This is a genomic window from Pseudomonas sp. MWU12-3088, from assembly GCF_023242405.1.
GTDB lineage: Bacteria > Pseudomonadota > Gammaproteobacteria > Pseudomonadales > Pseudomonadaceae > Aquipseudomonas > Aquipseudomonas kribbensis.
In genome coordinates this window covers 50676-75884 of sequence record NZ_JALJEA010000017.1, presented here as the reverse complement: position 1 = coordinate 75884, position 25209 = coordinate 50676, and the positions used below count along the sequence as shown (strand labels likewise).

Genomic DNA, 25209 nt, shown 5'->3' with positions numbered 1-25209 from the left:
CGCTACCCGGAACACATGGTGTGTGTTTCGGTGTCCAGATCCGCATCCGAAGACTTGGTTCTGGTTTCACTCAGCACCGCCCGAAGGCACTGCCGTTTAAAATTGGAGCGGGAAACGAGACTCGAACTCGCGACCCCGACCTTGGCAAGGTCGTGCTCTACCAACTGAGCTATTCCCGCATTGGCGTCCCCTAGGGGACTCGAACCCCTGTTACCGCCGTGAAAGGGCGGTGTCCTAGGCCACTAGACGAAGGGGACACACTACAACATTCACTCCCTGCCGCGTTTCGCTGTGTGCTTTACGCTGCAAGTGGCGCGCATTCTATGGATGGATTGGAAGGTCGTCAACCCCCTGATATAAATTTATTTAAATCAATGACTTCGCCCTGCTTTACGCGCCGATTCGGACTTTTCCGTCGCCCGACGATTGACGCCTATATTCCGACACTCGCCAAGGCGTTATAGTCCACGGCACAGGTGATGGCAATCTGTACCCCAAGGGCCAGCATTTATATAAGCAGGCTTGCGGCCGATACAGATGAAGCTTCGCTGATCCAACCCGTCGAGCGGCGCTAGGCTCCTATATGCCGAGCTACTACACTCGCACGCGAACCCTATAAAGAGGTCTTACCGGTGACACCACTCATGATCACCCTGCTAGTCATAGCCGGGATCGCAATCTTGATCGCCATTGGCTACATGAACCATGTGGTGGAAAACACCAAACTGGAGAAGGCCCGCACCAAAGTCGAACTCAACGACCGCCTGCGCCGTTGTGGCGAACTGACCGAAACCTTCCCCGGCCAGTTCATGACCCCGGCCCTCAAGCTGCTGATGACCCGCCTGGAACTGAACGTCTGCCAGCGTCTGCTGAACCTGGAAAAAACCAGTGCCATCACCAAGGCCCGCATCACCGAACTGAGCGCCCTCGTCGCCCAGGGCGAATCGATCCCGGTCAACAACCCGCCGGCGCCGATTCAGACCGAAGCCAAGGCCAAAGACGTGCGCTTCCTCCTCGAAGCCCTACACGGCCAGATCACCCGCGCCGCCCAGGACGGTTTCCTGCCACCGAACGAAGCCAAGCACTGGATTCGTGAAGTGCGCCATATCCTGGTGCTGCTGCACATCGAGTTCTTCAACAACCTCGGCCAGCACGCCCTGCAACAAAACCAGCCAGGCCAGGCCCGCCTCGCCTTCGAACGCGGCGTGCAATACCTGCGCAAACAACAGGACCCGCAGATCTACGCCGAACAACTCCAATACCTGGAAAAACTCCTGGCCCGTGCCAACGCCCAGGTCATGGACAAGATTGCCCCGGTCGAAGGCGAAGAAAACCAACTGACTGCCGGCCTCAAGGATGTCGAGGCGGATGCAGACTGGAAGAAAAAAGTGATTTACGACTGAGTGCAAATGTTGAGAGAAGCCACCGATAGGTGGCTTTTTATTGGGCGCGGAGAAGATCAAAGTCAAAGGCGCCCTCACCCCAGCCCTCTCCCGGAGGGAGAGGGAGCCGACCGAGTTGATTGGAGGAAGTACGCCGACATGAAATACCGAGGTTAACTCTGGTTTTAAAACGCGTGCAACTCGCTGCTTCTACTGCTTCTGCTGCTTCTTCTACCCTTGCTTCTGCTTTGGCTTCCCACCACTCAACACGATGAGCGTTAGCTCGAGTACCGCTTTTGACGTACCGGCCCCATCGGAAGGCTGAGTGGAGGGATTTATCCGGGGGTGGGCGCGTAGCGCCGTTTGGCGAAGCCAAACACATCGAGAGGAGGTGCAGCGAAGCAAACCGGAGGCGATGCCCCCGGATGAATCCCGGAGCGAAGGAACACCGAGCCAAAGCGAGGTGCCGAACGCAGGGGCCAAGCCTTTTGGTTCCTTTTTGGCGTCTGAAAAAGGGACTCGCCGTAAGGGCGAAACCGCCAGCGGCAGCACCCGAAGCAACGGATATTCACACCAAACAACCAGCAACCTGGTCGGCCCAAAGGCCGCCAAGGTCAAAGCCGAAAGTGCCCCACCATTCCCCGCAACTCACTCCCCAACTGCGCCAGCTCAACACTGGAAGCCGCATTCCCGCGCATCGCAATCGACGACTGATCCGCACTCGCCCGAATACTGGTCACACTGCGATTGATCTCCTCGGCCACCGAACTCTGTTCCTCGGCCGCCGCCGCGATCTGCTGATTCATCTGCTGAATCAACGAAACCGCCGCCGCAATACTCCCCAGCGCACTTTCCGTCTGCAGCGCATCACTCACCGCCAGCTTCACCAGCTCGCCACTGCTCTGAATCTGCTGCACCGACGAATGCGCCGCCGAGCGCAAGGCACTGACCAGACGCTCGATCTCTTCGGTCGACTGCTGCGTACGTCGGGCCAACGCTCTGACTTCATCGGCAACCACCGCAAAGCCCCTGCCCTGCTCACCCGCCCGCGCCGCTTCGATCGCGGCGTTGAGCGCCAGCAGATTGGTCTGCTCGGCGACGCTTTTGATGACTTCGAGCACCGTGCCGATGTTCTGGATTTCGGCGCTCAGGCTTTCGATGCTCGAACTGGCCGACGTCGCCGAATCCGCCAGTTGCTCGATCCGCGCCATGCTCTGGCGTACCACCTGCTGACCGCTCTCGACCTTGTCGTCGGCAGTCTGCGCCGCAAGTGCGGCTTCTTCGGCATTGCGCGCCACGTCGTGAACGGTGGCGGTCATCTGGTTCATGGCCGTGGCGACCTGCTCGGTTTCCTCTTTCTGGCTGCTGACTTCAAGGTTGGTCTGTTCGGTGACCGCCGACAGCGATTGCGCGGAATTGGCCAACTGTTCAATGCCAGCCTGCAACCCGCTGACAATACTGCTGAGGCCCGCGCCCATCTGCTGCATGGACTGCATCAACTGGCCGATCTCGTCTCGACGAGTCACTTCCACCGTTGCACTCAAGTCACCGGCGGCGATCTGCTGAGCGACAAGCATCACGCTGCGCAACGGCGCGACGATCAACCGGGTGATCACCCAGGCCGCAATCAGCCCGACCAGCAATGCCAGCGCCGACGAGCCGATAATCAGCACCGAGTTCTTCTTCAGTTCACCCTGCATCGCGACGTCCTGGGCGACATAGGCCTGATCGACCCGTTCCACCACCTGTGCGGCCCGCTGATGCAGTTGCTCGTAGACGGTTTTTTCCTGAGCCAGAAGCCCGGTGTACTCGGCGAGCTTGTCATTGAAACCGGCAATGTGGCCTGAGACCTCATTGAGAACCGTCAGATAACCTTCGTCCTTGACCGTGGATTTCAGTTGTTCGGCTTGCGTCTGGGCCTGTGCGGCCTGTTCGATGTTGCCCTTGGCGCTGTCGTCGCCCTTGCGACTCTGGTCCAGACGCACCCGCGCTTCGTTCATCGCTTGCAGCATCAGGCGCGAAACCTGGCTGACCTGACTGGCCTGCTCGATGAACTGCGCCCCGTCCTTGCCCTCGCTGTCTTTCAGGGTGTAGGCGCCGTCATCGGCAAGCCCGGCCTGCAGGACGTCGAGGTTGTTGGCGACACTGGACACCGACCAACTGGCCATTTCCAGCGCCAGATCCTTGGCCTGGGTCAGCGACACGAACTCATCGAACGCCTTGCGATAAGCGCCCAGCGACTGCTGGACGTCGTTCATGACCGACTCATTGCCCGGCGATTGGGCCTTGAGCTGATCGGCCATGGCGATCAGGCCATCCACCCCCTCGTGCAAGGCATCGGCGGTTTTCGGATTGCCGTGCAAGGCGTAATCCTGCTCCAGCAGGCGCACTTTCAACAGACCACTGTTGAGCGAGGACATCTGTTTCAGCCCGTCGAAGCGCTGACTGATGGTTTGCAGGGACCAGACGCCGATGGCCGCCACCAAGGCAGTCAACAGCAATACCAGCACAAACCCGATACCCAGTTTTTTCGCCATACCGAGGTTGGCAAAACGTCCTTGCACGGCCGAAATCATTGCGCGTAGTCCCCTGCCAAAGTCTGTTGCCGAAGAGTCGCAACGGCCATGAACCAGCACAAGACTCTGGCGTCGGAATAATGGCAAAAAGCTAGGCCTGCGTCGTTTTCAGAACACTTGAGGTCGATCCACGGCCGTACTGCGAAAGAACTGCCGCGCCCTCGGATCGCAAGCATGGGCCACGTTGATCCGCTGCCAGTCACTGGCTTCGCCACTGGGACTGAACGAAGACGCGCAGGACAATTGCACACCATGACGCAAGGCCTGCCTGCGCAGGTGTTCATCATTCCCCAGCGGCGAACGGGCCCAGATGAACAGGCCGCCGGTGGGTTTGCCAAACACTTCCCAATCGGCATCCTCCAGCGCCTGCAGGGCCGCAGCGCGATCGATATTGAGCCGCTGGCGCTGGCGCTGCACCAGTTTGCGATACGCGCCGCTGGCCAGCAGCGCCGCCAGAACGGCCTCGCTGAACCTTGAAGTGCCCATGCAACTGATCATCTTGATCCGCGCCAGTTGCTCGATCACCTCGTGGCTGGCCGACACGAAGCCTGCCCGCAACGAGCTGCTCAGCGTCTTGGAAAAACTGCCGACGTAAATCACCCGCCCGTCTTCATCCAGTGCCGCCAGGCGCGTGCCGCTGCCGTTATGCAGATCAGCGTAGACGTCATCTTCGATAAGCCGCAGGTCGTAGGTTTTGCTCAATTGCAGAATGCGCCGCGCCACGGCCGGCGCCAGACAGCTCCCTGTGGGGTTGTGGTGGTGACTGTTGATGAACAGCGCCGCCGGCCGGAACTGCTGCAACAACGCCTCGAGCGCCTCGAGGTCAGGCCCGCCAGGCGTGCGGCGAACCTCCAGCATGCGCACGCCGTGCAGCCGCAAGAGGTCGAACAGCGGCGCATAACCCGGCGTTTCCACCACCACACAATCCCCCGCCCGGAACAGCGTGCGCACGATCAGATCAAGCCCGTGGCTGGCGCCGGCCGTTGTCAGCACAGCGTCCTCATCGGCGGTGATATCGAGCATCCCCAGCCGTTTGACAATCTGTTCGCGCAGCGCGGGGAGCCCGAGGGGTGTGTTGTAGTTGAACAGGCTGGCCATGTCGGTGCGGGCCACTTGGCGGATCGCGTAGGCGAGATCATCGGGCTCTCGCCAGCTCTCGGGCAAAACCCCGTCGCCCAGTTTCAACCCGCCGCGCCTTTGCGGATCCGTATCACAGCCATGGCGCTCGCCCTCGAAGACCGGACTGTCGAAAGACTTGCAACACGCCGGCAATGTGCTTGCGACCATGAACCCCGCCCCTTGCCGCGAGGCCAGAACGCCCTGTGCCACCAAGCGCTCGCAAGCCTCCATGACGTACGACTGGCTGAGCAGATTCAATCGCGCAATGTGTCGAATGGATGGCAGGCGCGTGGCAGGCGGCACCTGTTCCTGCACGATCCACTCGATCAATCCGTCAACAATCTGCTGTACGACCGGCACCATTGCCTGTCGGTCAATTCTCAATTCCATGAGTGCACAAACTCCTGTCCGTTTTGCCCGCAGCAGTAAATCACAGCCGCGCCGGTCAGGCTGTGCGACAAAGACGTCAAAAGCCACCGTTCTAACTATTTGAAACACATTGTTTATCAATGACATGGAACCGGGCACAGACGAAAAGACCCGCTGTCGGGCGGGTCTTTTCCTGCATCAACAGATGCCTTTTCAGAACGCGGTCACACCTCCGTCCACGGCCAGCGAATGGCCAGTGGTGAACGCTGCACCATCGCTGCACAGGTACAGCACGGCGCTGGCAATTTCCTCAACCTTGCCGATGCGACCCACCGGGTGCATGGCGTTGGCGAATTCGCCTTTCTTCGGGTCGGCCTCGTAGGCGCGACGGAACATGTCGGTATCGATCACCGCCGGGCAAACCGCGTTGACGCGGATTTTTTTCTTGGCGTACTCGATGGCGGCCGACTTGGTCAGACCGATCACCGCATGCTTCGAGGCGGCGTAGATGCTCATCTTCGGCGCAGCACCCAGCCCGGCCACCGACGCTGTGTTGACGATCGCCCCGCCGCCCTGGGCCAGCAGCAACGGCAACTGGTACTTCATGCACAACCAGACGCCCTTGACGTTGACGCCCATGATCGCGTCGAACTCATCCATCGAGCCCTCGGCCAGCTTGCCTTTCTCGATTTCGATGCCGGCGTTGTTGAAGGCATAGTCGAGACGGCCGTAGGTCTTGATCACCTCGTCCATCAGATTCTTTACTTCGCTTTCGACGGTCACGTTGCAGCGCACGAAGGTCGCTTCGCCGCCGGCTGTACGAATCAGCGCCACGGTTCCCTCGCCCCCGGCGGCATCCAGATCGGCGACCACCACTTTCAGACCTTCGGCAGCGAATGCCTGGGCGGTCGCGCGACCGATACCGTTGGCGGCGCCTGTGACGACGGCGACCTGACCGGAAAACGTCATGCTCATTGTTATGTCCTCGAATGCGGGGGATTGATGAAGGCAGCATAGCCACAGCCACCTCCCCGGCGGCAGCACTATCAGACGGCCGTTTGACCGCCCATGAATCGCAGTGATGAACCGGTGCGGGCCACTATCACCCTGCTTGATCGGTCTGCATTCGCCTCGTCAGCCAACCTTGCAGCATCGCCGAGTACGGTCTATCAACAAGGCTTCATCCCGTTGAGTGCCTGTCATGACTAACCAGACCAATCGTCAGTTCCTGCTCGCCAAACGCCCGGTGGGCGCCGCCACCCGCGAGACCTTCACCTATCAGGAAGTACCGGTCGGCGAGCCGGCGGCGGGGCAGATTCTGGTCAAGAACGAATACCTGTCTCTCGATCCGGCCATGCGCGGCTGGATGAATGAGGGCAAGTCCTACATCCCGCCGGTGGGTCTGGGTGAAGTCATGCGCGCGTTGGGCGTAGGCAAAGTCGTCGCGTCAAACAATCCGGGGTTTGCCGTCGGCGACTACGTCAACGGTGCCATTGGCGTGCAGGATTATTTCCTCGGCGAGCCAAGAGGTTTCTACAAGGTCGATCCGAAACTGGCACCGCTGCCGGTTTATCTGTCCGCATTGGGCATGACCGGGATGACCGCCTACTTCGCCCTGCTCGATGTCGGCGCACCGAAAGCCGGGGACACCGTGGTGTTGTCCGGTGCGGCAGGCGCGGTCGGCAGCATTGCCGGGCAGATCGCCAAGATCAAAGGCTGCCGGGTGGTCGGTATTGCTGGCGGCACGGACAAGTGCAAGTTTCTGGTCGATGAACTGGGCTTCGACGGCGCCATCGACTACAAGAGCGAAGACGTGTTGGCCGGCCTTAAACGCGAATGCCCGAAAGGCGTGGACGTGTATTTCGACAACGTCGGCGGAGATATCCTCGACGCGGTGCTGAGCCGCCTGAACTTCAAGGCCCGCGTGGTGATCTGCGGCGCCATCAGCCAGTACAACAATAAAGAGGCGGTCAAAGGCCCGGCCAATTATCTGTCGTTGCTGGTCAACCGCGCGCGGATGGAAGGCTTCGTGGTGATGGACTACGCGGCGCAGTACGCCAGTGCCGCCCAGGAAATGGCCGGCTGGATGGCCAAGGGTCAGCTCAAGAGCAAGGAAGACATCGTCGAAGGTCTGGAAACATTCCCGGAGACTCTGGGCAAACTGTTCAGCGGCGAGAACTTCGGCAAGCTGGTGTTGAAGGTCTGAAAACAAATCTGAAAACAAAGAAGGGAGCCATCAGGCTCCCTTCTTTGCATCTTCAGCTGTTCGCTCAGGCCAGTTCGGCAACCACCGCAGCCAGGGCCTTGGCCGGATCCGCCGCCTGGCTGATCGGACGGCCGATCACCAGATAATCGGAACCGGCATCCAGCGCCTGACGCGGGGTCAGGATGCGACGCTGGTCGTCCTGGGCGCTGCCGGCCGGACGAATCCCCGGGGTCACCAGTTGCAGCGACGGATGTGCGGTTTTCAGCGCCGTGGCTTCCAGCGCCGAGCACACCAGACCGTCCATCCCGGCCTTTTCGGCCAGTGCTGCCAGACGGAGTACCTGTTCCTGCGGCTCGATGTCCAGACCGATACCCGCCAGATCCTCGCGCTCCATGCTGGTCAGCACGGTCACGCCGATCAGCAGTGGTTGCGGACCGCTGCGCTTGTCCAGCTCTTCACGGCACGCCGCCATCATGCGCAAGCCACCGGAGCAGTGAACGTTGACCATCCACACGCCCATCTCGGCAGCGGCCTTGACCGCCATCGCCGTGGTGTTGGGAATGTCGTGGAATTTCAGGTCGAGGAACACTTCAAAACCCTTGTCGCGCAGGGTGCCGACGATTTCCGAGGCACAGCTGGTGAACAGTTCCTTGCCCACTTTGACCCGGCACAGTTTCGGGTCCAACTGGTCGGCCAGCTTCAGTGCGGCGTCACGGGTGGGGAAATCCAGGGCGACGATGATAGGAGTCTGGCAGGCGGACATGGATGGGCTCTCAGGCAAGTCGAAATCGGCGCGCATTGTAGCGGAACCGGCGGCGGCGCGGCACCCGATGATCGGTAAATCGTCGCGCCGGACGTGATCAGCATAGCCTTGCAAGGTATTGTGTCGAAGCCGATACACAACCGACACGCCGACAACATGCGTCCGCGCTAGCCTCGCCAGCCGCAACAAGTCCTTACAGCAGCCCTTCCCGCCTCACGGCCGGACGCCTATGCTGAAACCACAACCTCGCAGCCTATCTTTGTGGTTGGCGGCTTACTGGCAGATGAACAGCCTCATGCACAACTCCCAAGTCTCCGTGAATGAAGAGCAGAAAGACGACAAGCGCTGGAGCATCCGCGCCCTGATCGTCGACGATGACGTGCCGATCCGCGAACTGATGATCGACTACCTGGCCCGCTTCAACATTCACGCCAGCGGTGTCACCGACGGCGCAGCCATGCGCCAGGCGATGCAGGCCGAGCATTTCGACGTGGTGGTGCTCGACCTGATGCTGCCCGGCGAAGACGGCCTGTCGCTGTGCCGCTGGCTGCGTGCCGAATCGGACATCCCGATCCTGATGCTCACCGCCCGTTGCGAACCCACCGACCGCATCATCGGCCTGGAACTGGGTGCCGATGACTACATGGCCAAACCGTTCGAGCCCCGGGAGCTGGTGGCGCGGATCCAGACGATTCTGCGCCGGGTGCGCGACGACCGCACCGAACAGCGTGCGAATATTCGCTTCGACAACTGGCGCCTGAACAGCGTCCTGCGCCAGTTGATCGCCGACGATGGCCTCGTGGTGCCGCTGTCCAACGCCGAATTCCGCCTGCTCTGGGTGTTCATCGAACGCCCGCGCCGGGTGCTCAGCCGCGAACAACTGCTGGACGCCGCCCGTGGCCGTTCGATTGAAGCCTTCGACCGCAGCATCGACCTGCTGGTCTCGCGTTTGCGGCAAAAACTCGGCGATGACCCGAAAGCCCCGCAGTTGATCAAGACCGTACGCGGTGAGGGTTACCTGTTCGACGCACGGGACATCGGCTGATGCGGGGGCGCTTCGACACGCTGTTCGGCCGCCTGTTTGGCGTGCTGTTCGTGGCGATCGTCCTGGCGCACCTGCTGGCTTTCGCCTGGTTCCACCATTACGGCCCGCCTCCGCCCCCTCCGCCGCCGGAATTTTCCCAGGGCGTCGAAGGACAACGTCCGCCACCGGATCCGCGCTTTGCGCATCGACCGCCGCGCCCCTGGTTCGGCGGGCCGCTGGTGCCACTGACCTTTCAGTTCATCTCGCTGATGATCGCTGCGTGGTACGGCGCCAAACTCCTGAGCCGCCCGATCCAGCGTCTGAGTGACGCCGCCGAACGCCTCAGTGAAAACCTCGACAGCCCGCCACTGGAAGAATCCGGTCCGCGAGAGGCCCGGCAGGCAGCCCATACCTTCAACCTGATGCAGCAGCGGATTCGCGAACAGGTTCAGCAGCGCGCACGCATGCTCGGTGCCGTGTCCCATGACCTGCGCACGCCACTGTCGCGGCTGAAACTGCGCCTGGAAAAGATCGACGACGACAAACTCCAGGGCCAGATGCGTCAGGACCTGAACGACATGATCGGCATGCTCGACGCCACCCTCACCTACCTGCACGAACAACGCACCAGCGAAGCACTGCAGATGATGGACGTGCAGGCGCTGGTCGAATCTCTGTGCGAAAACGCCCAGGATCAGGGCGCCGACGTGCAGGTCAGCGGCCATTGCGCACCCCTGGCGGTTCAGCCGATGGCCCTGCGCTCGTGCATCAACAACCTGATGGACAACGCCTTGCGCTACGCCGGGCAAGCACACATCGAACTGCAGGATCAGCGCGAACACCTGCTGATCCGCGTGATCGACCACGGCCCGGGCATCGCCGCGGACAAACGCGAAGCCGTGTTCGAGCCGTTTTTCCGCCTGGAAGGCTCGCGCAACCGCAACTCCGGCGGCGTCGGCCTGGGCATGACCATCGCCCGGGAAGCCGCGCAACGCCAGGGTGGTCAGTTGAACCTCGAAGAGACGCCTGGCGGCGGCCTCACTGCCGTGATTCGCCTGCCACGACTGTAAGCCCGACTGTGTACCGTCCGGTACAAAACCCACATACCTGCGACACCTCACGCCTTGAGTCTGCAAGAGCCGGTTCATGAACCGGTTTTCCATTACAAGGAGTGAGCCCATGATCGGTAGCGTCAGCAACTACACGAGCTATACCAGCACCAGCAGCACCTCCACGCAAAACGCCCGCAGTCAGCAACTGCAAAAGGAACTGTTCGCCAAACTCGACAGCAACGGCGACGGCGCGGTGGATCAGGACGAACTGAACAGCGCCCTGTCGCAAAAATCCAGTGACGGGTTGCTGGTCAACCTGAGCAAACAATTCGGCGACCTGGACAGCGACAGCAGCGGCAGCCTCAGCGCCGAAGAAATGGCCGCCATGGCCCCACCGCCACCACCCGACCACAACCAGGCCCCCGACACCGACCTGGCCGACGCCCTGATCAAAGCCCTCGACACCGACGGCGACGGCGCCATCAGCGGCGACGAACTGAGCAACGGCCTGACCAGCGCCGGCAACACCGCCGACAGCAGCAAAATCTTCTCGGCCCTGGACAAGAACAAGGACGGCGTCGTCAGCCAGGACGAACTCACCGCCAGCCTCACCCCACCACCGCCACCACCCCGGGTTTCCAGTGACGAACTGTTCAGCCAGCTCGATGCGGACGGCGACGGCAATGTGACGGCGACCGAACTAAGCAGCGCGTTGCAAACCAGCGACAGCACCTCGTCCTCCAGCAGCGACACCAGCGCGGCGCTACTCAAAGTGCTGGATAGCGACAGCAGTGGTGGCGTGAGCAGTGATGAGTTGAAGGCCGCGTTACAGGCGGGGCGCCAGCGTCCGAGCGATGAACAGACTGCCAGTACCACTCAAACCACGACCGAAGCGTTGAACCGGATGATTGCCAATCTGAGCAAGCAGTATTCGCTCGGTAGTACGGCGTCGGTGGGCAAGTATTTGAATGTGGCGACTTGAGATTGGTTGAGGATTTGAGGGACGACTGAGGTTGTCTGGGTGAGTGGCTTGCTTTGATTTAGCGGTGTGTCATCAAAGCAGCCCTCACCCTAGCCCTCCCGAAACGTCGGACCGCCCATAGGGAGAGGGGACTGACCGAGTTGTTTGGGGGAGGTACGCCGACGTGACATACCGAGGTGAACTCGGGTCTTTGAAAGCACACATCCCGCACCGGCCTCCTCTACCTCTGCTTCTGCTTCTGCCTTGGCTTTGGCTTTGGCTTCCCACCACTCAACACGATGAGCGTTAGCTCAAGTACCGCTTTTGACGTACCGGCCCCGTTGAGAGGCTGAGTGGAGGGATTTATCCGGGGGTGGGCGCGAAGCGCCGTTTGGCGAAGCCAAACACATCGAGAGGAGGTGCAGCGAAGCAAACCGGAGGCGATGCCCCCGGATGAATCCCGGAGCGAAGGGACGCCGAGCCACAGCGAGGCGCCGAACGTTGGGGCCAAGCCTTTTGCTTACTTTTCGGCGTTTGGAAAAGTGAGCCGCTGTAAGAGCGGAACCGCCAGCCGCAACACCCGAAGAAACGGATATTCACCCAAAACCACCCAGAGCATGGCCGGCCCAAAGGCCGCCAAGGCACCAAAGCCAAAAAGCCTCAAACCCGCCCCTGACTCTTGCTCCAATCCGTCAACAAACTATAAGCAACCGCCAAAAGCGTAGGCCCGATAAACAACCCGATAAACCCGAACGCAATCAACCCGCCAAACACCCCGAGCAACACAATCACCAGCGGCAGATTCCCGCCACGGCTGATCAGATACGGCTTGAGCACGTTGTCCACGCCACTGATGATGAACGTCCCCCAGATCCCGAGAAACACCGCCATCCCGTACTCACCCTTCCAGGCCAGCCAGGCCGTGGCCGGAATCCACACCAGCGGCGGCCCCATCGGAATCAGGCTGAGCAGGAACGTCACGATCCCCAGCACCAAAGCACCCGGCACCCCGGCAATGAGGAACCCGATCAGCGCCAGAATCGCCTGCGCCGCCGCCGTACCGATCACCCCGTTCACCACCCGCTGCACAGTACCGGCCACCAGTTCGATGTAATACCCGGCACGATCACCGATCAAGCGCTCCAGCAGGCTGTGCACGAACGCCGCCAGCCGCGGCCCGTCACGGTAGAAAAAGAACACGAAGACAATACTCAGGGTCAGCTCGAGAATCCCGCCGCCAATCTGCGCACTGCGCGCCAGCAGCCAGTTGCCCACCTGCCCCAGATAAGGCTTGAGCGACACCATCAACGCCGCGCCCTGCTGATCGACACTGTTCCAGAAACCGACCAGCCGCTCTCCCACCAGCGGAATCGTGCCGAGCCAGGCCGGCGCTTCCGGCAGGCCGTCGACCTGCACATCCTTGATGAACACCGTGGCATCGCGCACGTGATCGGCGAGGTTGAACCCCAGCCAGACCAGCGGTGCCGCCACCAGCAGCATCCAGCCCAGGGTCAGGATACTTGCCGCCAGTGATTCGCGGCCGCCGAGCCAGCGGGTCAGCAGGCGCATCAATGGCCAACTGGCAAATGCCAGCACCGCGCCCCAGAACAGCGCCGACCAGAACGGCGCCATCACCCAGAAACTGGCGCCGAACAGCACCAGCAACAGGATCTGCACCAGCAGACGATCATTATTGGGCATGTGAAATCTCGAAAAAGTCAGTCAGGCAAAGAGTAGGCGAACACGTCGGGCGTGTCCGCCGCAGACACCTTATCGCAACAGATCGATGCGCAGGCCGGCACCTTCGACATTGCCGGTCTCCATACGTGCGGCTCGCACACCCTGCGCGATCAGTGCCTGACGCCAGGCTTCGGCCTTGAGCCCGGAAACCGTCACCCGCAACGTGGTGTCGAGGTTCAGGCCACGGGACAGCAGTCGCAGCCAGGTGTCATCCGGATCGCCAGCCAGTTTCGGCAATTTCAGCTCGCCGGTGTCTTTCAACTGACGCAACAGGGTCGCGGATGTCGGCAGCAGCTCCCCCAACGGCGTGGCGGCCTCGAACTGTTCGACGTGCAGATAGGCTTTGCGATTGCCGCGAGTGATGCTGTACAGCGCCACCAGCGTGTTGTCGCGAGGTGCCGCCAGCCTCAGCAGCAGATAGGCCTGCTGCTCGTCGGCACCGTACAGCTTGGCATTGCCGAACACTTCGTTGGCCCACAGGCTGCTTTCGCCGCAATCCCTGGCCTGACACCAGAACAACAGTTCGGCGTCCTGTTTTTGCAGGGCCTCGCGGGCGACGGTGAAGGCTTCATTGGCGGAATGTTCCGGCGGCAATTCGTAGGTGACCGAGGTGGTCTGCCCACGGGCGCCGACCTGACCGTCGAAACGCAACTGGCCGCTGATCTTGCGGATCGAGCCCATCGGGTAGATCCGCTCCAGCGTCGCGGCCGGGCGATAGTCGACGATCTGCGCATCGGCCAGACGCGGCACGATCGGCAGATCCTGACTGCCCGGCAGGTCGGCAGCGAGCAACACGGGACTGAAACAGCACAGCGCCAGCAGACTGAAAGATCGCATGGACAGGCTCATCGGATCGGCATGGCCGGGGCGCCTTTCTGGCTATTCGGGTTCGCAGCGGTGTAGAAATCCATTGTGGTTGTCTCCCATTTCAACCCGCCCAGCCTCGACAGTTGCCCGGGGCAAGTCAAGGAATGGCGAAGAACCGATTGAAACAGTCTGCGACAAGAACCGCACCCGACTCGTCGTTCAGGTGCAGATGGTGCCCGCCCGGCAGCTGTTCCCGGCTAAAGGGTAGACGCTCCAGCAGCTCGGGGTGTTTAGCCAGCATGCCGTCGGCCGCCACCACCAATTGCGTCGGACAGGCAATGCGCTGGATGAAGGCCATCGCCTGTTCCTGAGTCAGACGCAGCGGCGATGGCAGGGTCAGACGGTTGTCGGTGCGCCAGGTGTAACCGCCGGGCACCGGCATCAGGCCGCGTTGCGCCAGCAGTTCGGCGGCCTCACGGCTGACCGCCACCAGGCCTTTCATGCGCACTTCGATGGCCCGGTCGAGGGTGTCGTAGACCGGCTTGCGTTTTTCCCGCAAATCAAGCTGTGCCTGCAGGGCCATGCCCATGCGTTCGGCGGCGCTTTCGCCTTTATCTGTAGGAGGAATCACCCCGTCGATCAGCGCCAGATGGGTGATGCGCTCCGGCAACGAGCCTGCCAGCACCAGCGAAACAATCGCCCCCAGCGAATGCCCGAGCAGGCCGAAGCGCTGCCAGCCCAGCTGTTCAGCGACTTGCAGCACGTCATGGGCGTAGTCCCACAGCGCGTAACCCGCGCCGACCGGACGATGCGCCGAGTGACCGTGGCCGGCCATGTCCAGCGCAACAATGCGCAAGCCTTTGAGCTTCGGCGCCAGGCGAGCGAAGCTGTTGGCGTTATCCAGCCAGCCATGCAGGGCAATCACCGGCAACCCGTCTTCCGGGCCGAAAATGTGTGCCGCCAGCTCGATATGCGGCAGGCTCAGGCGCACTTCTTCGACCGACGGGCTCATGCGCAATCCTTGTGCTGGCGGTTTTCCCAGCGAGTGAACAGGTTCTTCAGCAGTTGTGCAGTGTCCTGCGGCCGCTCAAGGGGAAACATGTGGCCGCCGGGCACTGTCAGCGACTCGCCCTGAGGCAGGCGCCCGACGTGCCGGGTGTGATGGTTCATCACCACGCGACTCTTGTGCCCGCGCACCACCGCCAGTGGCACCTGAAGCTGCCGGGTGCGCCCGGGGCTGGTGTGCGGCACACCGCGATAGATGCTGATTTCGGTGGCCGGATCGAAGCGCAGACGCAACTTGTCGCCAACCTTGTGCAAACCGTGTTGCAGGTAGGCGTCGAAGCACTCGGGATCGAATCCACGGAACAGAGTCTTGCCGGCAAAGTAGCTGCGGGCACTGTCGAGGTCGGCGAACTCTTCGCGTCGTCCCAATGTGCGACCGGCCGGGGTGAGTTTGTCGATGAAGCCAAAACGCTTGGCAGCGCGGATCACCCATCGGTCGGTGCGGGTCAGCACCGGCGAATCGAGCATCACCACCCCGCGATACAGCTCAGGGCAACGCAGCGCGGCGTGCAGGTGCAGCATTCCGCCGAAGGAATGGCCAACGCCCCACACCGGCTCGCCCTGCTGTTGCAGGTGATGGATCAGCTCGTCCACCAGGTGGTACCAGTTGTCACCCGCCGGGAAACGCGGATCGTGGGCATGCTGCTCCAGATGCGTCACCCGGAACTCGGGCGCCAGCGCCGAGAACAGCTTGCCGTAGGTGCCGGAAGGGAAACCGTTGGCGTGGGCGAAGAAGATCGGTTGCGACATACGGGTAAATCCATGGGCGGTAAACGTGGCGTTGATTGTCCGTAAGACCGCGTTCCACAGCAATGACCGTAACTGCCAGGAATGATGACAGTCCGGTCAGGGCTATGACGGATCGGTCAGCGTGCCGGCGGTTGCTCGCCCAGCGGCACCACGGCCATGGTCAGCCGCGACACGCAACTGGCCTTGCCTTCATCGCTGGTCAGGCGGATGTCCCAGACATGGGTCGTGCGGCCAATGTGAATCGGCTTGGCCACCGCCGTCACCCGTCCGCTGCGCAGACCGCGCAGGTGGTTGGCGTTGATCTCCAGCCCCACGCAATAGAACTTGCTGGCATCGATGCACAGGTAACTGGCCATGGAGCCGACGGTCTCGGCCAGCACCACCGAGGCACCGCCATGCAGCAGGCCGTAAGGCTGATGGGTGCGATGGTCGATGACCATGCTGGCCGTCAGCGATTCCTCGTCGAAGGACTCGAAGCGGATGTCCAGCACTTCGCCGATGGTGTTTTTCTGGATTGCGTTCAACTGCTCGATGTTCGGAGTGGTGCGCCACAAGGTCATCGCAGGCTTCCTTTGTTGTTTTGATCGACGCTCAATCCTGCCACAGCACCGCCTCGCTGCGCTCGCTCCATTCTTCGAAGCGCGCGCCGTAGGTGTCTTCGATGACGTTGCGCTTGATCTTCAGGGTTGGCGTCAGGAAGCCGTTTTCCACCGCCCAACTGTCCTTGACCACCACCAGACGCCGCAGGCGTTCGTGCTTGTCGAGCACGGCGTTGACCTCCTCCAGCAGTTTTTCCAGGCTCGAATGCAATTGCGGTCGTGCGTCTTCATGCCCGGCTGCCGAGATCACACACAACCCCAGCGGCGCACTCAGACCATCGCCGACCACGCAGACCTGCTCAATCCTTGTATGCACGGCGAGACGGTTTTCAATCGGCGCCGGAGCGACATATTTGCCTTTGCTGGTCTTGAAGATTTCCTTGAGCCGCCCGGTCAGGCGCAAACGACCTTCGGCGTCCTGCTCGCCCTTGTCTCCGGTGCGCAGGAAGCCGTCGGCGGTCAGGGTCTCGGCGGTTTTCTGCGGTTCCTTGAAATAGCCCAGCATGTTGGCCTGGCTGCGCACCTGCACTTCGCCAGACTCGTCGATTCGCACCTCGACATCAGGACATGGCCGGCCGATCCAGCCTTCCTTGTATTGCCCCGGCAGGCAGATGTGCGAATAGCCGCAACTCTCGGTCATGCCGTAGACCTCCAGCACGTCGAGCCCGAGTTTCTGATACCAGCGCAACAAGGTCAGCGGCACCGGCGCCGCTCCGGACAGGGCCACGCGCAAGGCATCCAGGCCCAAGCCGGCCAGCACCTTGTGGCCGACCCGCTTGCCGATAAAGGGCAGACCCAGGAGAAAATCCAGACGTTTCGCCGGGATCTTGCTGTAGACGCCCATCTGGAATTTGGTCCAGATCCTCGGCACGCCAAACATCGCCGTCGGCCGTGCCCGCCTCAGATCATCGAGAAAGGTATCGAGACTCTCGGCGAAGAAAACGGTTTGCCCGGTATAGATCGACGCCAGCTCGACGAACATCCGTTCAGCCACATGGCACAGCGGCAGATAGGACAGCAGTCGGTCGTTTTCATTGAGGCCGAACAATTGCGTGCCGCGAGTCGTTGCGAATCCCAGGTTGGCAAAACTGTGCATCACGCCTTTGGGCAGGCCGGTGGTGCCGGAGGTGTAGATGATGGTCGCCAATTGCTCGGCGGCGGGTCGCGGGTCGTCCTGGATCGGTGAATAACGTTGCAGGTCGCCCCAGTTGAAATCGAACTCGCCCGGTGGATGCAGCGGCAGGCTGATGGTCGGCAGATCCGCGGGTACACCGGTAGACATCCCTTGCCAGTCATCCAGTTTGCCGACGAAGGCCAAGACGCTTTCGGAATGAGTGAGGACCTGATTGACCGAGTCGGCAGTGAGGTTGGGATAGAGCGGCACGGAAACATGCCCGGCCATCCAGATCGCCAGGTCGGCGATGATCCAGTGGGCGCAGTTTTTCGAGATCAGGGCGATGTGGCTGCCTTGGGGCAACTCCCGGGAGCGCAGCCAGTGTGCGGCGCAGCGGGCCTGATGGCCGACGTCGGCCCAGGTCAGCGTCTCGACCTGCCCGCCGCCGATCGGTTGCACCAGAAAACGCTGACGCGGGTGCCGGGCCTCGCGTTCGTAGAACACGTCCAGCGGCAATCGAAAAGCAGCAGACATGCGACTCGCTCCTTTCTTTTTGGGATGGAGCAAGCGTAGTCAACCAAGCAAGTGCTTGGTTGACTATTTCATACAAAAAATTTCACGGGTGCTTGAGGCTGTTGAGCGTCATCGAACCGATCAGCAACTCGCTGTGCTCAAGCTCGGCCAGCCCGGCGGTGCTGACCTTTTCCGGCGGATAACCGGCGCCGTGTTGCAGATAACTGAGCAGATGCCCGACCAGCGGATTGTGGCTGACCAGCAGCACGTTGCTCACCGACACCAGCTGCTCGGCGACGCGGTCCGGATCGACTTCCGGGGTCAGCCATTCGACCGTGCGGATCTCCGGCTCGAACCCCAGCGCCTCGCGCACCAATTGCGCAGTTTGCTGTGCCCGCAAGTACGGGCTGGCGTAAATAGCGGTCAGTGGCTGGCCCATCAATCGGGCGGCGCTGCTGAGCACTTCCTTGCGGCCGTGAGCGGTCAGTTCCCGCTCCGAATCGGGGCGCGAGCCATAGGGCTCGGCCTCGCCGTGACGCAATACCCAGAGTTTCATAGCTTGGGTTCCTCATCCCGGGCCGGATGCGGTGCCGGCGCGACGACGTGTGGCGCTTCACCTTCCGGGGTACGCGGCGCCGGCCAGTCGGCGAACGGCCAGGGTTTCTGGTCGCTGTGGAAGCTGCCGAACCGGCCGATCTGGGCCAGGAACTGGCTCAGGCTGTCGCCGAAATTCATCAGACCGGCGCTCGGGGCGCCATAGATCAAACGATAGATCAGTTGCACCAGCACCACCGCGCCGAGGATGAACTGCGCCACCTGCCAGACGACGATGTAGACGATCATCCACAACACCCGCAGCAGGATGGATTCGTACTTGGCTTCGGTTTTCGGATCGTTCATGTCTAGCTCCCCTGCCCTGAAATAAAAGGCAATCAGTTGAAACCACTGGTGGAAATGAAGTCGACGTCGGTCTTCGGCTCGGCGCGCATCAACAGGCCTATCACCTGTTCCAGCGTGCGCCCTTCGAACAGGATCGCATGGAGCCCGGCGACCAGCGGCATGTACACGCCGACCTCCTGGGCCTTGGCCTTGAGCACTTTCAGGGTATTGACCCCTTCGGCGACTTCACCGAGGCGCGATACCGCTTCGTCGAGGCTCAAACCCTGACCGAGGGCGAAACCGACCTGATAGTTGCGGCTTTTCGGCGACGAGCAGGTGACGATCAGGTCGCCGACCCCGGCCAGACCGAGGAAGGTCATCGGGTTGGCGCCCTGATTCACCGCAAACCGGGTCATCTCGGCCAGGGCGCGGGTAATCAGCATGCTTTTGGTGTTCTCGCCCATCTCCAGCGCCACCGCCATGCCGGCAATGATCGCGTAGACGTTTTTCAGTGCGCCGCCCAGCTCCACGCCGAAGCGGTCGGCACTGGCGTAGACGCGGAAAGTACGGCCATGCAGCGCGGCCTGCACTTCTTTGCACAGTTCTTCATCTTCGCTGGCGACCACCGTGGCGGTCAGCGCGTGCTCGGCGATCTCCCGCGCCAGGTTCGGCCCGGATAGCACGCCGATGCGCGCCTGCGGCGCGATTTCTTCGAGGATCTGGCTCATCAGTTTGAAGGTGTGGGCTTCGATGCCCTTGGTCAGGCTGACCAGCATCTTGCCGCTCAGACGCTCGGCATGCGCCGCCAATACTGTGCGCAGTGCGCTCGATGGCAACGCGACGAAGCACAACTCGCAGGCATCGAGGGTTTCCTGCAGGTCGGTGACGGCCGTCACGCCCGGCAGAATCTTGATGCCCTTGAGATAACGCGGGTTCTCGCGATTGACCCGGATGGCCTCGGCCTGTTCGGGGTCACGCATCCACTGCCGGACTTGATGGCCGTTCTCGGCCAACAGATTGGCCACGGCGGTACCGAAACTTCCGCCTCCCAGGACCGCAATCGGGCGCTGTTCAGTCATATGTAATCCGTTAATCCATACCAGTGGCGATGCGGGCATTATACGGAGCGGCCCCTTCTCGGACAGCCCCGGCGTCAATTACCCGCACTTGTAGGAAGAAGACCAATAAAACCGAGGAAAATGCCCGCAACGTGACTGGAAAAGTCACTGTCCTCGGTTAACATGCGCGCCAATTCTTTGCTATCAAGGCTGCGTCGTGTTTTCTGGCACTCCCTCCCCGCGTTCGTCCCTGCTGCTGGCGCTGCTGTTCAGCCCGATGTTGCTGGCGGACGACCTGTTTCTCGACGGCGAGGCCTTGCCCCAGATCCTCACGGCCACGCGCCTGAAACAGTCACCGGCGGAAGTCCCGGGCAGCATGACCGTGATCGACAGCGAACTGATCAACGCCAGCGGTGCCCGGGACATCAGCGAACTGCTGCGCCTGGTGCCGGGGATGATGGTCGGCAACATCAGCGGCAATCAGGCGGTGGTGAACTATCACGGCACCAATGCCACCGAAGCGCGGCGCATGCAAGTGCTGATCGATGGCCGCTCGGTGTACCGCGCCGGCCTGGCCACGGTGGACTGGAGCGACATCCCGGTGGCCATGGAGGACATCGAACGCATCGAAGTCTTTCGCGGGCCAAACACCGTCAGTTACGGCGCCAACGCGCTGATGGCGGTGGTCAACATCATCACCCGCAACCCGGCAGACAGCCACGGCACTCGGCTGAAAATCACCCGTGGCCAACGCGGCATCAACGACTTCTATGCCAGCCAGGGAACGGGCTGGAACGGCGGCGACCTGCGTTTGTCGCTGTCCGGCCAGGAAGATGACGGCTTCGACAGCGACCGCACCGGCGCCGATTACCGTGACAGCCGCCGCTTGAACCGCTTCAGCCTCGCGGTCAGCCAGACCCTCAGCGACAACCAGAGCCTGGACTGGCAGCTCAATGCCAAGGACGGGACCAATCAGCGGCCGTACACCTACCGCCCTGTGTTCTCGGGGATTACCGCCGCCGGGAACAATTCCGACGTGATCGCCAAGGATTACGCCGGCTCGGTGCGCTGGAACCTGGACATCAACCCCGACCACAGCCTTTATGTACAAGGCTCTGCGCAACACTGGGATCGCCAGCAAACCTGGCGCGCCTGTGATGCCGAGGTGTCGTTCAGTCCGCAACTCACGGAGCTGTGGCAACTCAATCCGAACTACACCGAGCAACTGGCGCGCAACATCACCCGCTACACCGGCCCCGGTGCTGCACCCGGCACGCCAACGGAAATGGCCCTGGCCAATCAGGTGCTCGATCAATGGCGCAACGGCGCCAGCCGGACGCTGTGCGGCGACATCGACCAGAGTGCCCGGGAATCGCGCTATGACCTGGAGTTGCAGGACACCCTCAGCCTGTCCGACAGTCTGCGTCTGGTCAGCGGCCTGAACTATCGTTACGACCGGGCCGATTCCGAGACCTATTTCAACGGAACCCTGGACGACACCACGTGGCGCGCCTTTGGCCAACTGGAGTGGCGCGCCAGCGAACACTGGCTGTTGCAGGGCGGCGCCATGTTTGAAAACACTCAGTTGATCGGCAGTTCGCTGACGCCCAGGTTTGCCGTCAATTATCTGATCAACCCGCGCCACAGCCTGCGCGCGGTGTACTCGGAAGCGATCCGCTCGCCAGACATGTTCGAGAACAACGTCAACTGGAGTTATCAGGTGACCAACCTGCGCCCGTCCGCCTATGGCCAGTCTTCGGCCCGCTACTTCGTCAAGACCCGGGGCCCCGGCGATCTGGACCAGGAGCACATGCGCTCGCGGGAACTGGGCTACAACGGCTTTTTCCCGGAATGGGGCCTGGCGCTGGACGTGAAGCTGTTCTACGACGAAATCACCGGGATGATCAGCGAACCACTGCGCAACAATCAGTACATCGCCAGCAACGCCAACGACTCGCGCTTTCGCGGCACCGAAACCCAGCTGGACTGGCGCCTGAGTGCGGCCGATCGACTGCGCCTGACTTACGCCTACGTCGACGCCGAGGCGAGCAATCCGCTGGACCAGCAGTTCACCGCGCGCAACAGTGGCTCGGCCGGCTGGCTGCGCGATTGGGGCCAGGGCTGGAACAGCGCCCTCTTCTATTACGGCGACAATGCACTCAACGGCTATCGCTTCGAACGGGTCGACACGCGCATCGCCAAACGCATTCCGCTGGGCAAAGCTCAACTGCAACTGGCCGGGGTGCTGCAACAACGTCTGGACAATGAGCCGACCACGTTCGTCGACAACAACTACGACGAACGCCGGGTGATGTATTTCAGCGCCGAGCTGGAGTTCTAGATGCGTTACGCCCTGTCACGGAAGATGCCAACGGCTGCCCAATGGCTGGCCGGACTGTGTCTGTTCCTGACAGCCTGGCTGCACGGTGTGGCGGTGCAGGCGGCCGACATTCTGCTGACCGGCGCCGAGGAAAGCCCCGGCGTGCAATCGTTCGTCCAGGCCCTGAGCGAACTGCGCCCCACCGACCGCGTACATTTCCAGCCACTGGCGAGTCTGCCGGCGCCGGGCAAGTTGCCGTCCAGTCTGCGCCTTATTCTGCTCGACCTGCCCAGCCTGGACTGGCGCATGCAGGAACCCCAGGGGCCGGCGACGCTGGTCCTGCGCATCAGCCGTTTGCAGGCCAGGCAACGCTTCGGCACCGCGCAACCGCCGCACTTGAGCCTGTTGTGGAGCGATCCGCCACTGAGTCGTCAGTTGCAACTGATCCGGCGGATTCTGCCCCAGGCTCAGCGGGTCGGCGTGCTGTTCGATCAGCACAGCGAGTTCCTGCTCAAGGAACTGCAATCGGCCGCCCGGCCGCTGAATCTGCAAATCGTCCCGCAGCGCTGGGACAACACCCACGACAGCCGCCCCTTGCAGACCGTGCTGAAAAACAGCGATGTGTTGCTGGGCCTCGACGACCCCGACCTGTACAACCCGAGAACCGCGAAGAACCTGCTGCTCAGCAGCTATTCGCGACAACTGGCGCTGATCGGTCCGAACGTTTCGTTCGTGCGCGCCGGCAGCCTCGCCAGTACCTACAGCGACCAGAGCGATTGGCTGACAGTGCTCGACGAATTGCTCGACCGCCCACCGGCCGCCTGGCCGAGAGCGCTCTATCCCGAGCGTTTTAAAGTATCAAGCAATGCGCAGGTGGCTCGTTCATTAGGGATAGAGCCAATGAATGAAGCGTCTGTTGCCGAAGAGCTGGCCGAAGGAGAGCGCCGCCCATGATTTTCCGCCGTTGGGACATCAATACCCGCACCCAGTTGATCAGCCTGGGCCCTGCGCTGTTGCTGACCTTGCTGTTGATCAGTTTTTTCACCTTCGTGCGCATCCAGGATTTGCGCCAAGAGCTGAATCACACCGGCCAACTGATCGCCAACCAGCTCGCGCCCGCTACCGAGTACGGGGTGATTTCCGGCAACAACGAGGTATTGGAAAGCCTGCTCAAAGCCACACTGGCCACGCCCAATGTGCGCTTTCTCGAAATCCAGGACAGCGCCAACCGGATTCTGGCGTATGTCGAACAACCATCGGATACGCACAAACGCCCGCATCAGGTCGAAGTGTTCCAGTCACCGGTGCGGCTGCAACGGATTGCCTTGCACAATGATTTCTTTCAGGACGGCAAGACCAACAACGGCGGTGCCAGCGAGGATTATCTGGGGCGGGTGATCGTCGGCCTGTCCAACGACGCGTTCAGTCAGCGCCAACAGGAGATCCTGCTCAAGGCCGGGATCCTGGCGCTGTTCGCCCTGCTCTTCACGTTCGTTCTGGCACGGCGCCTGGCCGGCAGCCTGTCGCAGCCGATCCGCGACATTGGCAATGCGGTCAAAGCGATTCAGGACGGCGACTACAAGACGCCGTTGCCGATTGTCGATGACACCGAATTGGGCGCCCTGTCGCAGCACATCAACAATCTGGCCCAGGCGCTGGAACAGGCCAGTCGCGAACAGCACCAGGCCATGGCGCAGCTCATCCAGACTCGTGAAGAGGCGGAAAAGGCCAACAACGCCAAGTCGGACTTCCTGGCCATGATGAGCCATGAACTGCGCACGCCAATGAACGGTGTCCTGGGCATGCTGCAATTGCTGGAAACCACCGAGATGACCGAGGAGCAGATCGAGTACGCGGCGCTGGCTTCCGAGTCCACCGAGCATTTGCTCAAGGTGATCAACGACATTCTGGATTTCTCGCGCATCGAGCGTTCGGAACTGGAGCTGGAGCACATCCCGTTCAACCTCGCCGATCTGATCGGCGCGTGTGCGCAGTCGTTCCAGCACAGCGCGGCGCAACGTGGGCTGGAGTTGCAACTGCGGATTCCCGAAGACCTGCGCGGTTTGCAGGTACAGGGTGACCCGACGCGGATCCGGCAGATTCTGGTCAATCTGGTGGGCAATGCGCTGAAGTTCACCGAACAGGGGCGCGTCAGCATCGAGGCGCAGTGGCAGTCGCTGGATCACGAATTGCTGTGGTTCACCTGCTCGGTGCGCGACAGCGGCATCGGAATTTCTTCCGAAAGCCTGGAACTGATGTTCAACGCGTTCCAGCAGGCTGACAGCTCGATTTCGCGTCGTTATGGCGGGACCGGTCTGGGCCTGCCGATCGCCCGCACCCTGGCCGAACGCATGGGCGGCACCTTACGCGCGCAAAGCGAAGAAGGTCGCGGGTCGGTATTTACCCTGGAAATTCCGCTGGCTCTATATAAGCAGGCATTGCCGATGCTGACAGCGCCGCGCGCAATCGATGGCAATGCTCACGGCGAAGGCCGCAATGTCCTGCTGGTGGAGGACAACCCGGTCAACCAGACCGTGATCGAGGCCATGCTGCGCAGCCTGGGCTTCACTGTCAGCGTTGCCACAGATGGCATGCAGGCTGTACGCAGTGCCGGGGGCAGTCGTTACGAAGCGATTCTGATGGACTGCCGTTTGCCGATCATCGACGGTTACGAAGCCACCCGACAGATCCGCCGCCTGCCCGGCTGCGGCCATGTTCCGATCATCGCCCTGACGGCCAACGCGTTGCAGGGCGACCGGGAAAACTGCCTGTCGGCGGGCATGAACGATTACCTGGCCAAGCCGTTCAAACGTAATGACCTGCAGCAGATTCTGCAGCGCTGGGTGCAGTAGAGAGGCCCTTTCGAGCATCTGCGACTGGCGTGAAAAGCGAAAGTGCGGCAGTCTTAGGCA

The 25209-nt window shown here is 61.6% G+C and carries 21 protein-coding genes, 2 tRNA genes and 1 pseudogene; 8 read left to right on the top strand and 16 right to left on the bottom strand.

What is annotated here, in order from left to right; genetic code table 11:
- Positions 1-103 precede the first annotated feature (103 nt).
- Together M5B98_RS27675 and M5B98_RS27670 are read right to left on the bottom strand one after the other, a co-directional pair.
- Positions 104-179 (bottom strand) — tRNA-Gly (locus tag M5B98_RS27675).
- A gap of 2 nt (positions 180-181) precedes the next feature.
- Positions 182-257 (bottom strand) — tRNA-Glu (locus M5B98_RS27670).
- A gap of 387 nt (positions 258-644) precedes the next feature.
- On the opposite strand from M5B98_RS27670, the gene M5B98_RS27665 reads away from it, so the two are divergent.
- Positions 645-1403, top strand: a complete 759-nt coding sequence (locus tag M5B98_RS27665; RefSeq protein WP_248744591.1) for a hypothetical protein — start codon at positions 645-647, stop codon at positions 1401-1403.
- A gap of 593 nt (positions 1404-1996) precedes the next feature.
- Here the strand turns inward: M5B98_RS27665 and M5B98_RS28955 are convergent.
- The 4 genes and pseudogenes from M5B98_RS28955 to M5B98_RS27650 form a co-directional block, all read right to left on the bottom strand.
- Positions 1997-2860: a methyl-accepting chemotaxis protein gene (locus tag M5B98_RS28955; protein ID WP_412548799.1), complete on the bottom strand. Its 864-nt coding sequence runs from the start codon at positions 2858-2860 to the stop codon at positions 1997-1999.
- Positions 2858-3919, bottom strand: a pseudogene (locus tag M5B98_RS28950) (HAMP domain-containing protein); the annotation flags it as partial. The pseudogene M5B98_RS28950 and the gene M5B98_RS28955, both read right to left, overlap by 3 nt.
- A gap of 147 nt (positions 3920-4066) precedes the next feature.
- Positions 4067-5467 (bottom strand): PLP-dependent aminotransferase family protein, encoded by a 1401-nt coding sequence (locus M5B98_RS27655; protein ID WP_248744589.1) that lies wholly within the window; start codon positions 5465-5467, stop codon positions 4067-4069.
- Between the two features lie 192 nt (positions 5468-5659).
- The gene (locus M5B98_RS27650; RefSeq protein WP_085710959.1) at positions 5660-6421 is read right to left on the bottom strand and encodes an SDR family oxidoreductase; all 762 of its coding nucleotides are present in this window, start codon (positions 6419-6421) and stop codon (positions 5660-5662) included.
- A 226-nt stretch (positions 6422-6647) separates the two neighbouring features.
- On the opposite strand from M5B98_RS27650, the gene M5B98_RS27645 reads away from it, so the two are divergent.
- Entirely contained in the window at positions 6648-7652 is a 1005-nt protein-coding gene (locus M5B98_RS27645) for an NADP-dependent oxidoreductase (protein WP_248744588.1), read from the top strand.
- A 64-nt stretch (positions 7653-7716) separates the two neighbouring features.
- Here M5B98_RS27645 and pyrF read toward each other — a convergent pair whose 3' ends face one another.
- Positions 7717-8415 carry an orotidine-5'-phosphate decarboxylase gene (gene pyrF, locus M5B98_RS27640; protein ID WP_162803507.1) on the bottom strand — a complete coding sequence of 233 codons (699 nt, stop codon included), beginning with the start codon at positions 8413-8415 and terminating at the stop codon, positions 7717-7719.
- 283 nt (positions 8416-8698) lie between these two features.
- On the opposite strand from pyrF, the gene M5B98_RS27635 reads away from it, so the two are divergent.
- The 3 genes from M5B98_RS27635 (at position 8699) to xopAW (ending at position 11473) form a co-directional block, all read left to right on the top strand.
- Complete coding sequence (locus M5B98_RS27635) at positions 8699-9460, top strand: response regulator (protein WP_371320993.1); 762 nt, start codon at positions 8699-8701, stop codon at positions 9458-9460.
- Positions 9460-10509, top strand: coding sequence for a sensor histidine kinase (locus M5B98_RS27630; RefSeq protein ID WP_248740101.1), 1050 nt, complete (start codon positions 9460-9462; stop codon positions 10507-10509). The genes M5B98_RS27635 and M5B98_RS27630 overlap by 1 nt, the downstream gene beginning before the upstream one ends.
- A gap of 109 nt (positions 10510-10618) precedes the next feature.
- Positions 10619-11473 (top strand): XopAW family type III secretion system calcium-binding effector, encoded by an 855-nt coding sequence (gene xopAW, locus M5B98_RS27625; protein WP_248744587.1) that lies wholly within the window; start codon positions 10619-10621, stop codon positions 11471-11473.
- Between the two features lie 639 nt (positions 11474-12112).
- Here the strand turns inward: xopAW and M5B98_RS27620 are convergent.
- The 9 genes from M5B98_RS27620 to M5B98_RS27580 form a co-directional block, all read right to left on the bottom strand.
- Positions 12113-13153 (bottom strand): AI-2E family transporter, encoded by a 1041-nt coding sequence (locus tag M5B98_RS27620; protein ID WP_114884792.1) that lies wholly within the window; start codon positions 13151-13153, stop codon positions 12113-12115.
- 69 nt (positions 13154-13222) lie between these two features.
- Positions 13223-14029 (bottom strand): DUF4892 domain-containing protein, encoded by an 807-nt coding sequence (locus M5B98_RS27615; RefSeq protein ID WP_169431465.1) that lies wholly within the window; start codon positions 14027-14029, stop codon positions 13223-13225.
- 127 nt (positions 14030-14156) lie between these two features.
- Positions 14157-15011, bottom strand: a complete 855-nt coding sequence (locus tag M5B98_RS27610; protein ID WP_248744586.1) for an alpha/beta hydrolase — start codon at positions 15009-15011, stop codon at positions 14157-14159.
- Positions 15008-15814 (bottom strand): alpha/beta fold hydrolase, encoded by an 807-nt coding sequence (locus M5B98_RS27605; RefSeq protein ID WP_248744585.1) that lies wholly within the window; start codon positions 15812-15814, stop codon positions 15008-15010. Before M5B98_RS27605 ends, M5B98_RS27610 begins: the two co-directional genes overlap by 4 nt.
- Positions 15815-15930: 116 nt before the next feature.
- Entirely contained in the window at positions 15931-16374 is a 444-nt protein-coding gene (locus M5B98_RS27600) for a hotdog fold thioesterase (RefSeq protein ID WP_007957810.1), read from the bottom strand.
- 31 nt (positions 16375-16405) lie between these two features.
- Positions 16406-18061: an AMP-binding protein gene (locus tag M5B98_RS27595; protein ID WP_248744584.1), complete on the bottom strand. Its 1656-nt coding sequence runs from the start codon at positions 18059-18061 to the stop codon at positions 16406-16408.
- 82 nt (positions 18062-18143) lie between these two features.
- Complete coding sequence (gene sixA, locus M5B98_RS27590; protein WP_085710970.1) at positions 18144-18596, bottom strand: phosphohistidine phosphatase SixA; 453 nt, start codon at positions 18594-18596, stop codon at positions 18144-18146.
- Positions 18593-18940 (bottom strand): DUF4389 domain-containing protein, encoded by a 348-nt coding sequence (locus tag M5B98_RS27585; RefSeq protein WP_085710971.1) that lies wholly within the window; start codon positions 18938-18940, stop codon positions 18593-18595. The genes sixA and M5B98_RS27585 overlap by 4 nt, the downstream gene beginning before the upstream one ends.
- A gap of 32 nt (positions 18941-18972) precedes the next feature.
- Positions 18973-19998, bottom strand: a complete 1026-nt coding sequence (locus M5B98_RS27580) for an NAD(P)H-dependent glycerol-3-phosphate dehydrogenase (protein ID WP_114884804.1) — start codon at positions 19996-19998, stop codon at positions 18973-18975.
- A gap of 256 nt (positions 19999-20254) precedes the next feature.
- Here M5B98_RS27580 and M5B98_RS27575 point away from each other — a divergent pair, with 256 nt between their 5' ends.
- Genes M5B98_RS27575 through M5B98_RS27565 form a run of 3 tightly spaced genes read left to right on the top strand, consistent with a single transcriptional unit; the run spans position 20255 to position 25149 of the window.
- Positions 20255-22318: a TonB-dependent receptor domain-containing protein gene (locus tag M5B98_RS27575; RefSeq protein ID WP_263860071.1), complete on the top strand. Its 2064-nt coding sequence runs from the start codon at positions 20255-20257 to the stop codon at positions 22316-22318.
- Entirely contained in the window at positions 22319-23251 is a 933-nt protein-coding gene (locus M5B98_RS27570; protein WP_248744582.1) for an ABC transporter substrate-binding protein, read from the top strand.
- On the top strand, positions 23248-25149 hold the full coding sequence (locus M5B98_RS27565; protein WP_248744581.1) for an ATP-binding protein: 1902 nt from the start codon (positions 23248-23250) through the stop codon (positions 25147-25149). Before M5B98_RS27570 ends, M5B98_RS27565 begins: the two co-directional genes overlap by 4 nt.
- Positions 25150-25209: the final 60 nt, after the last annotated feature.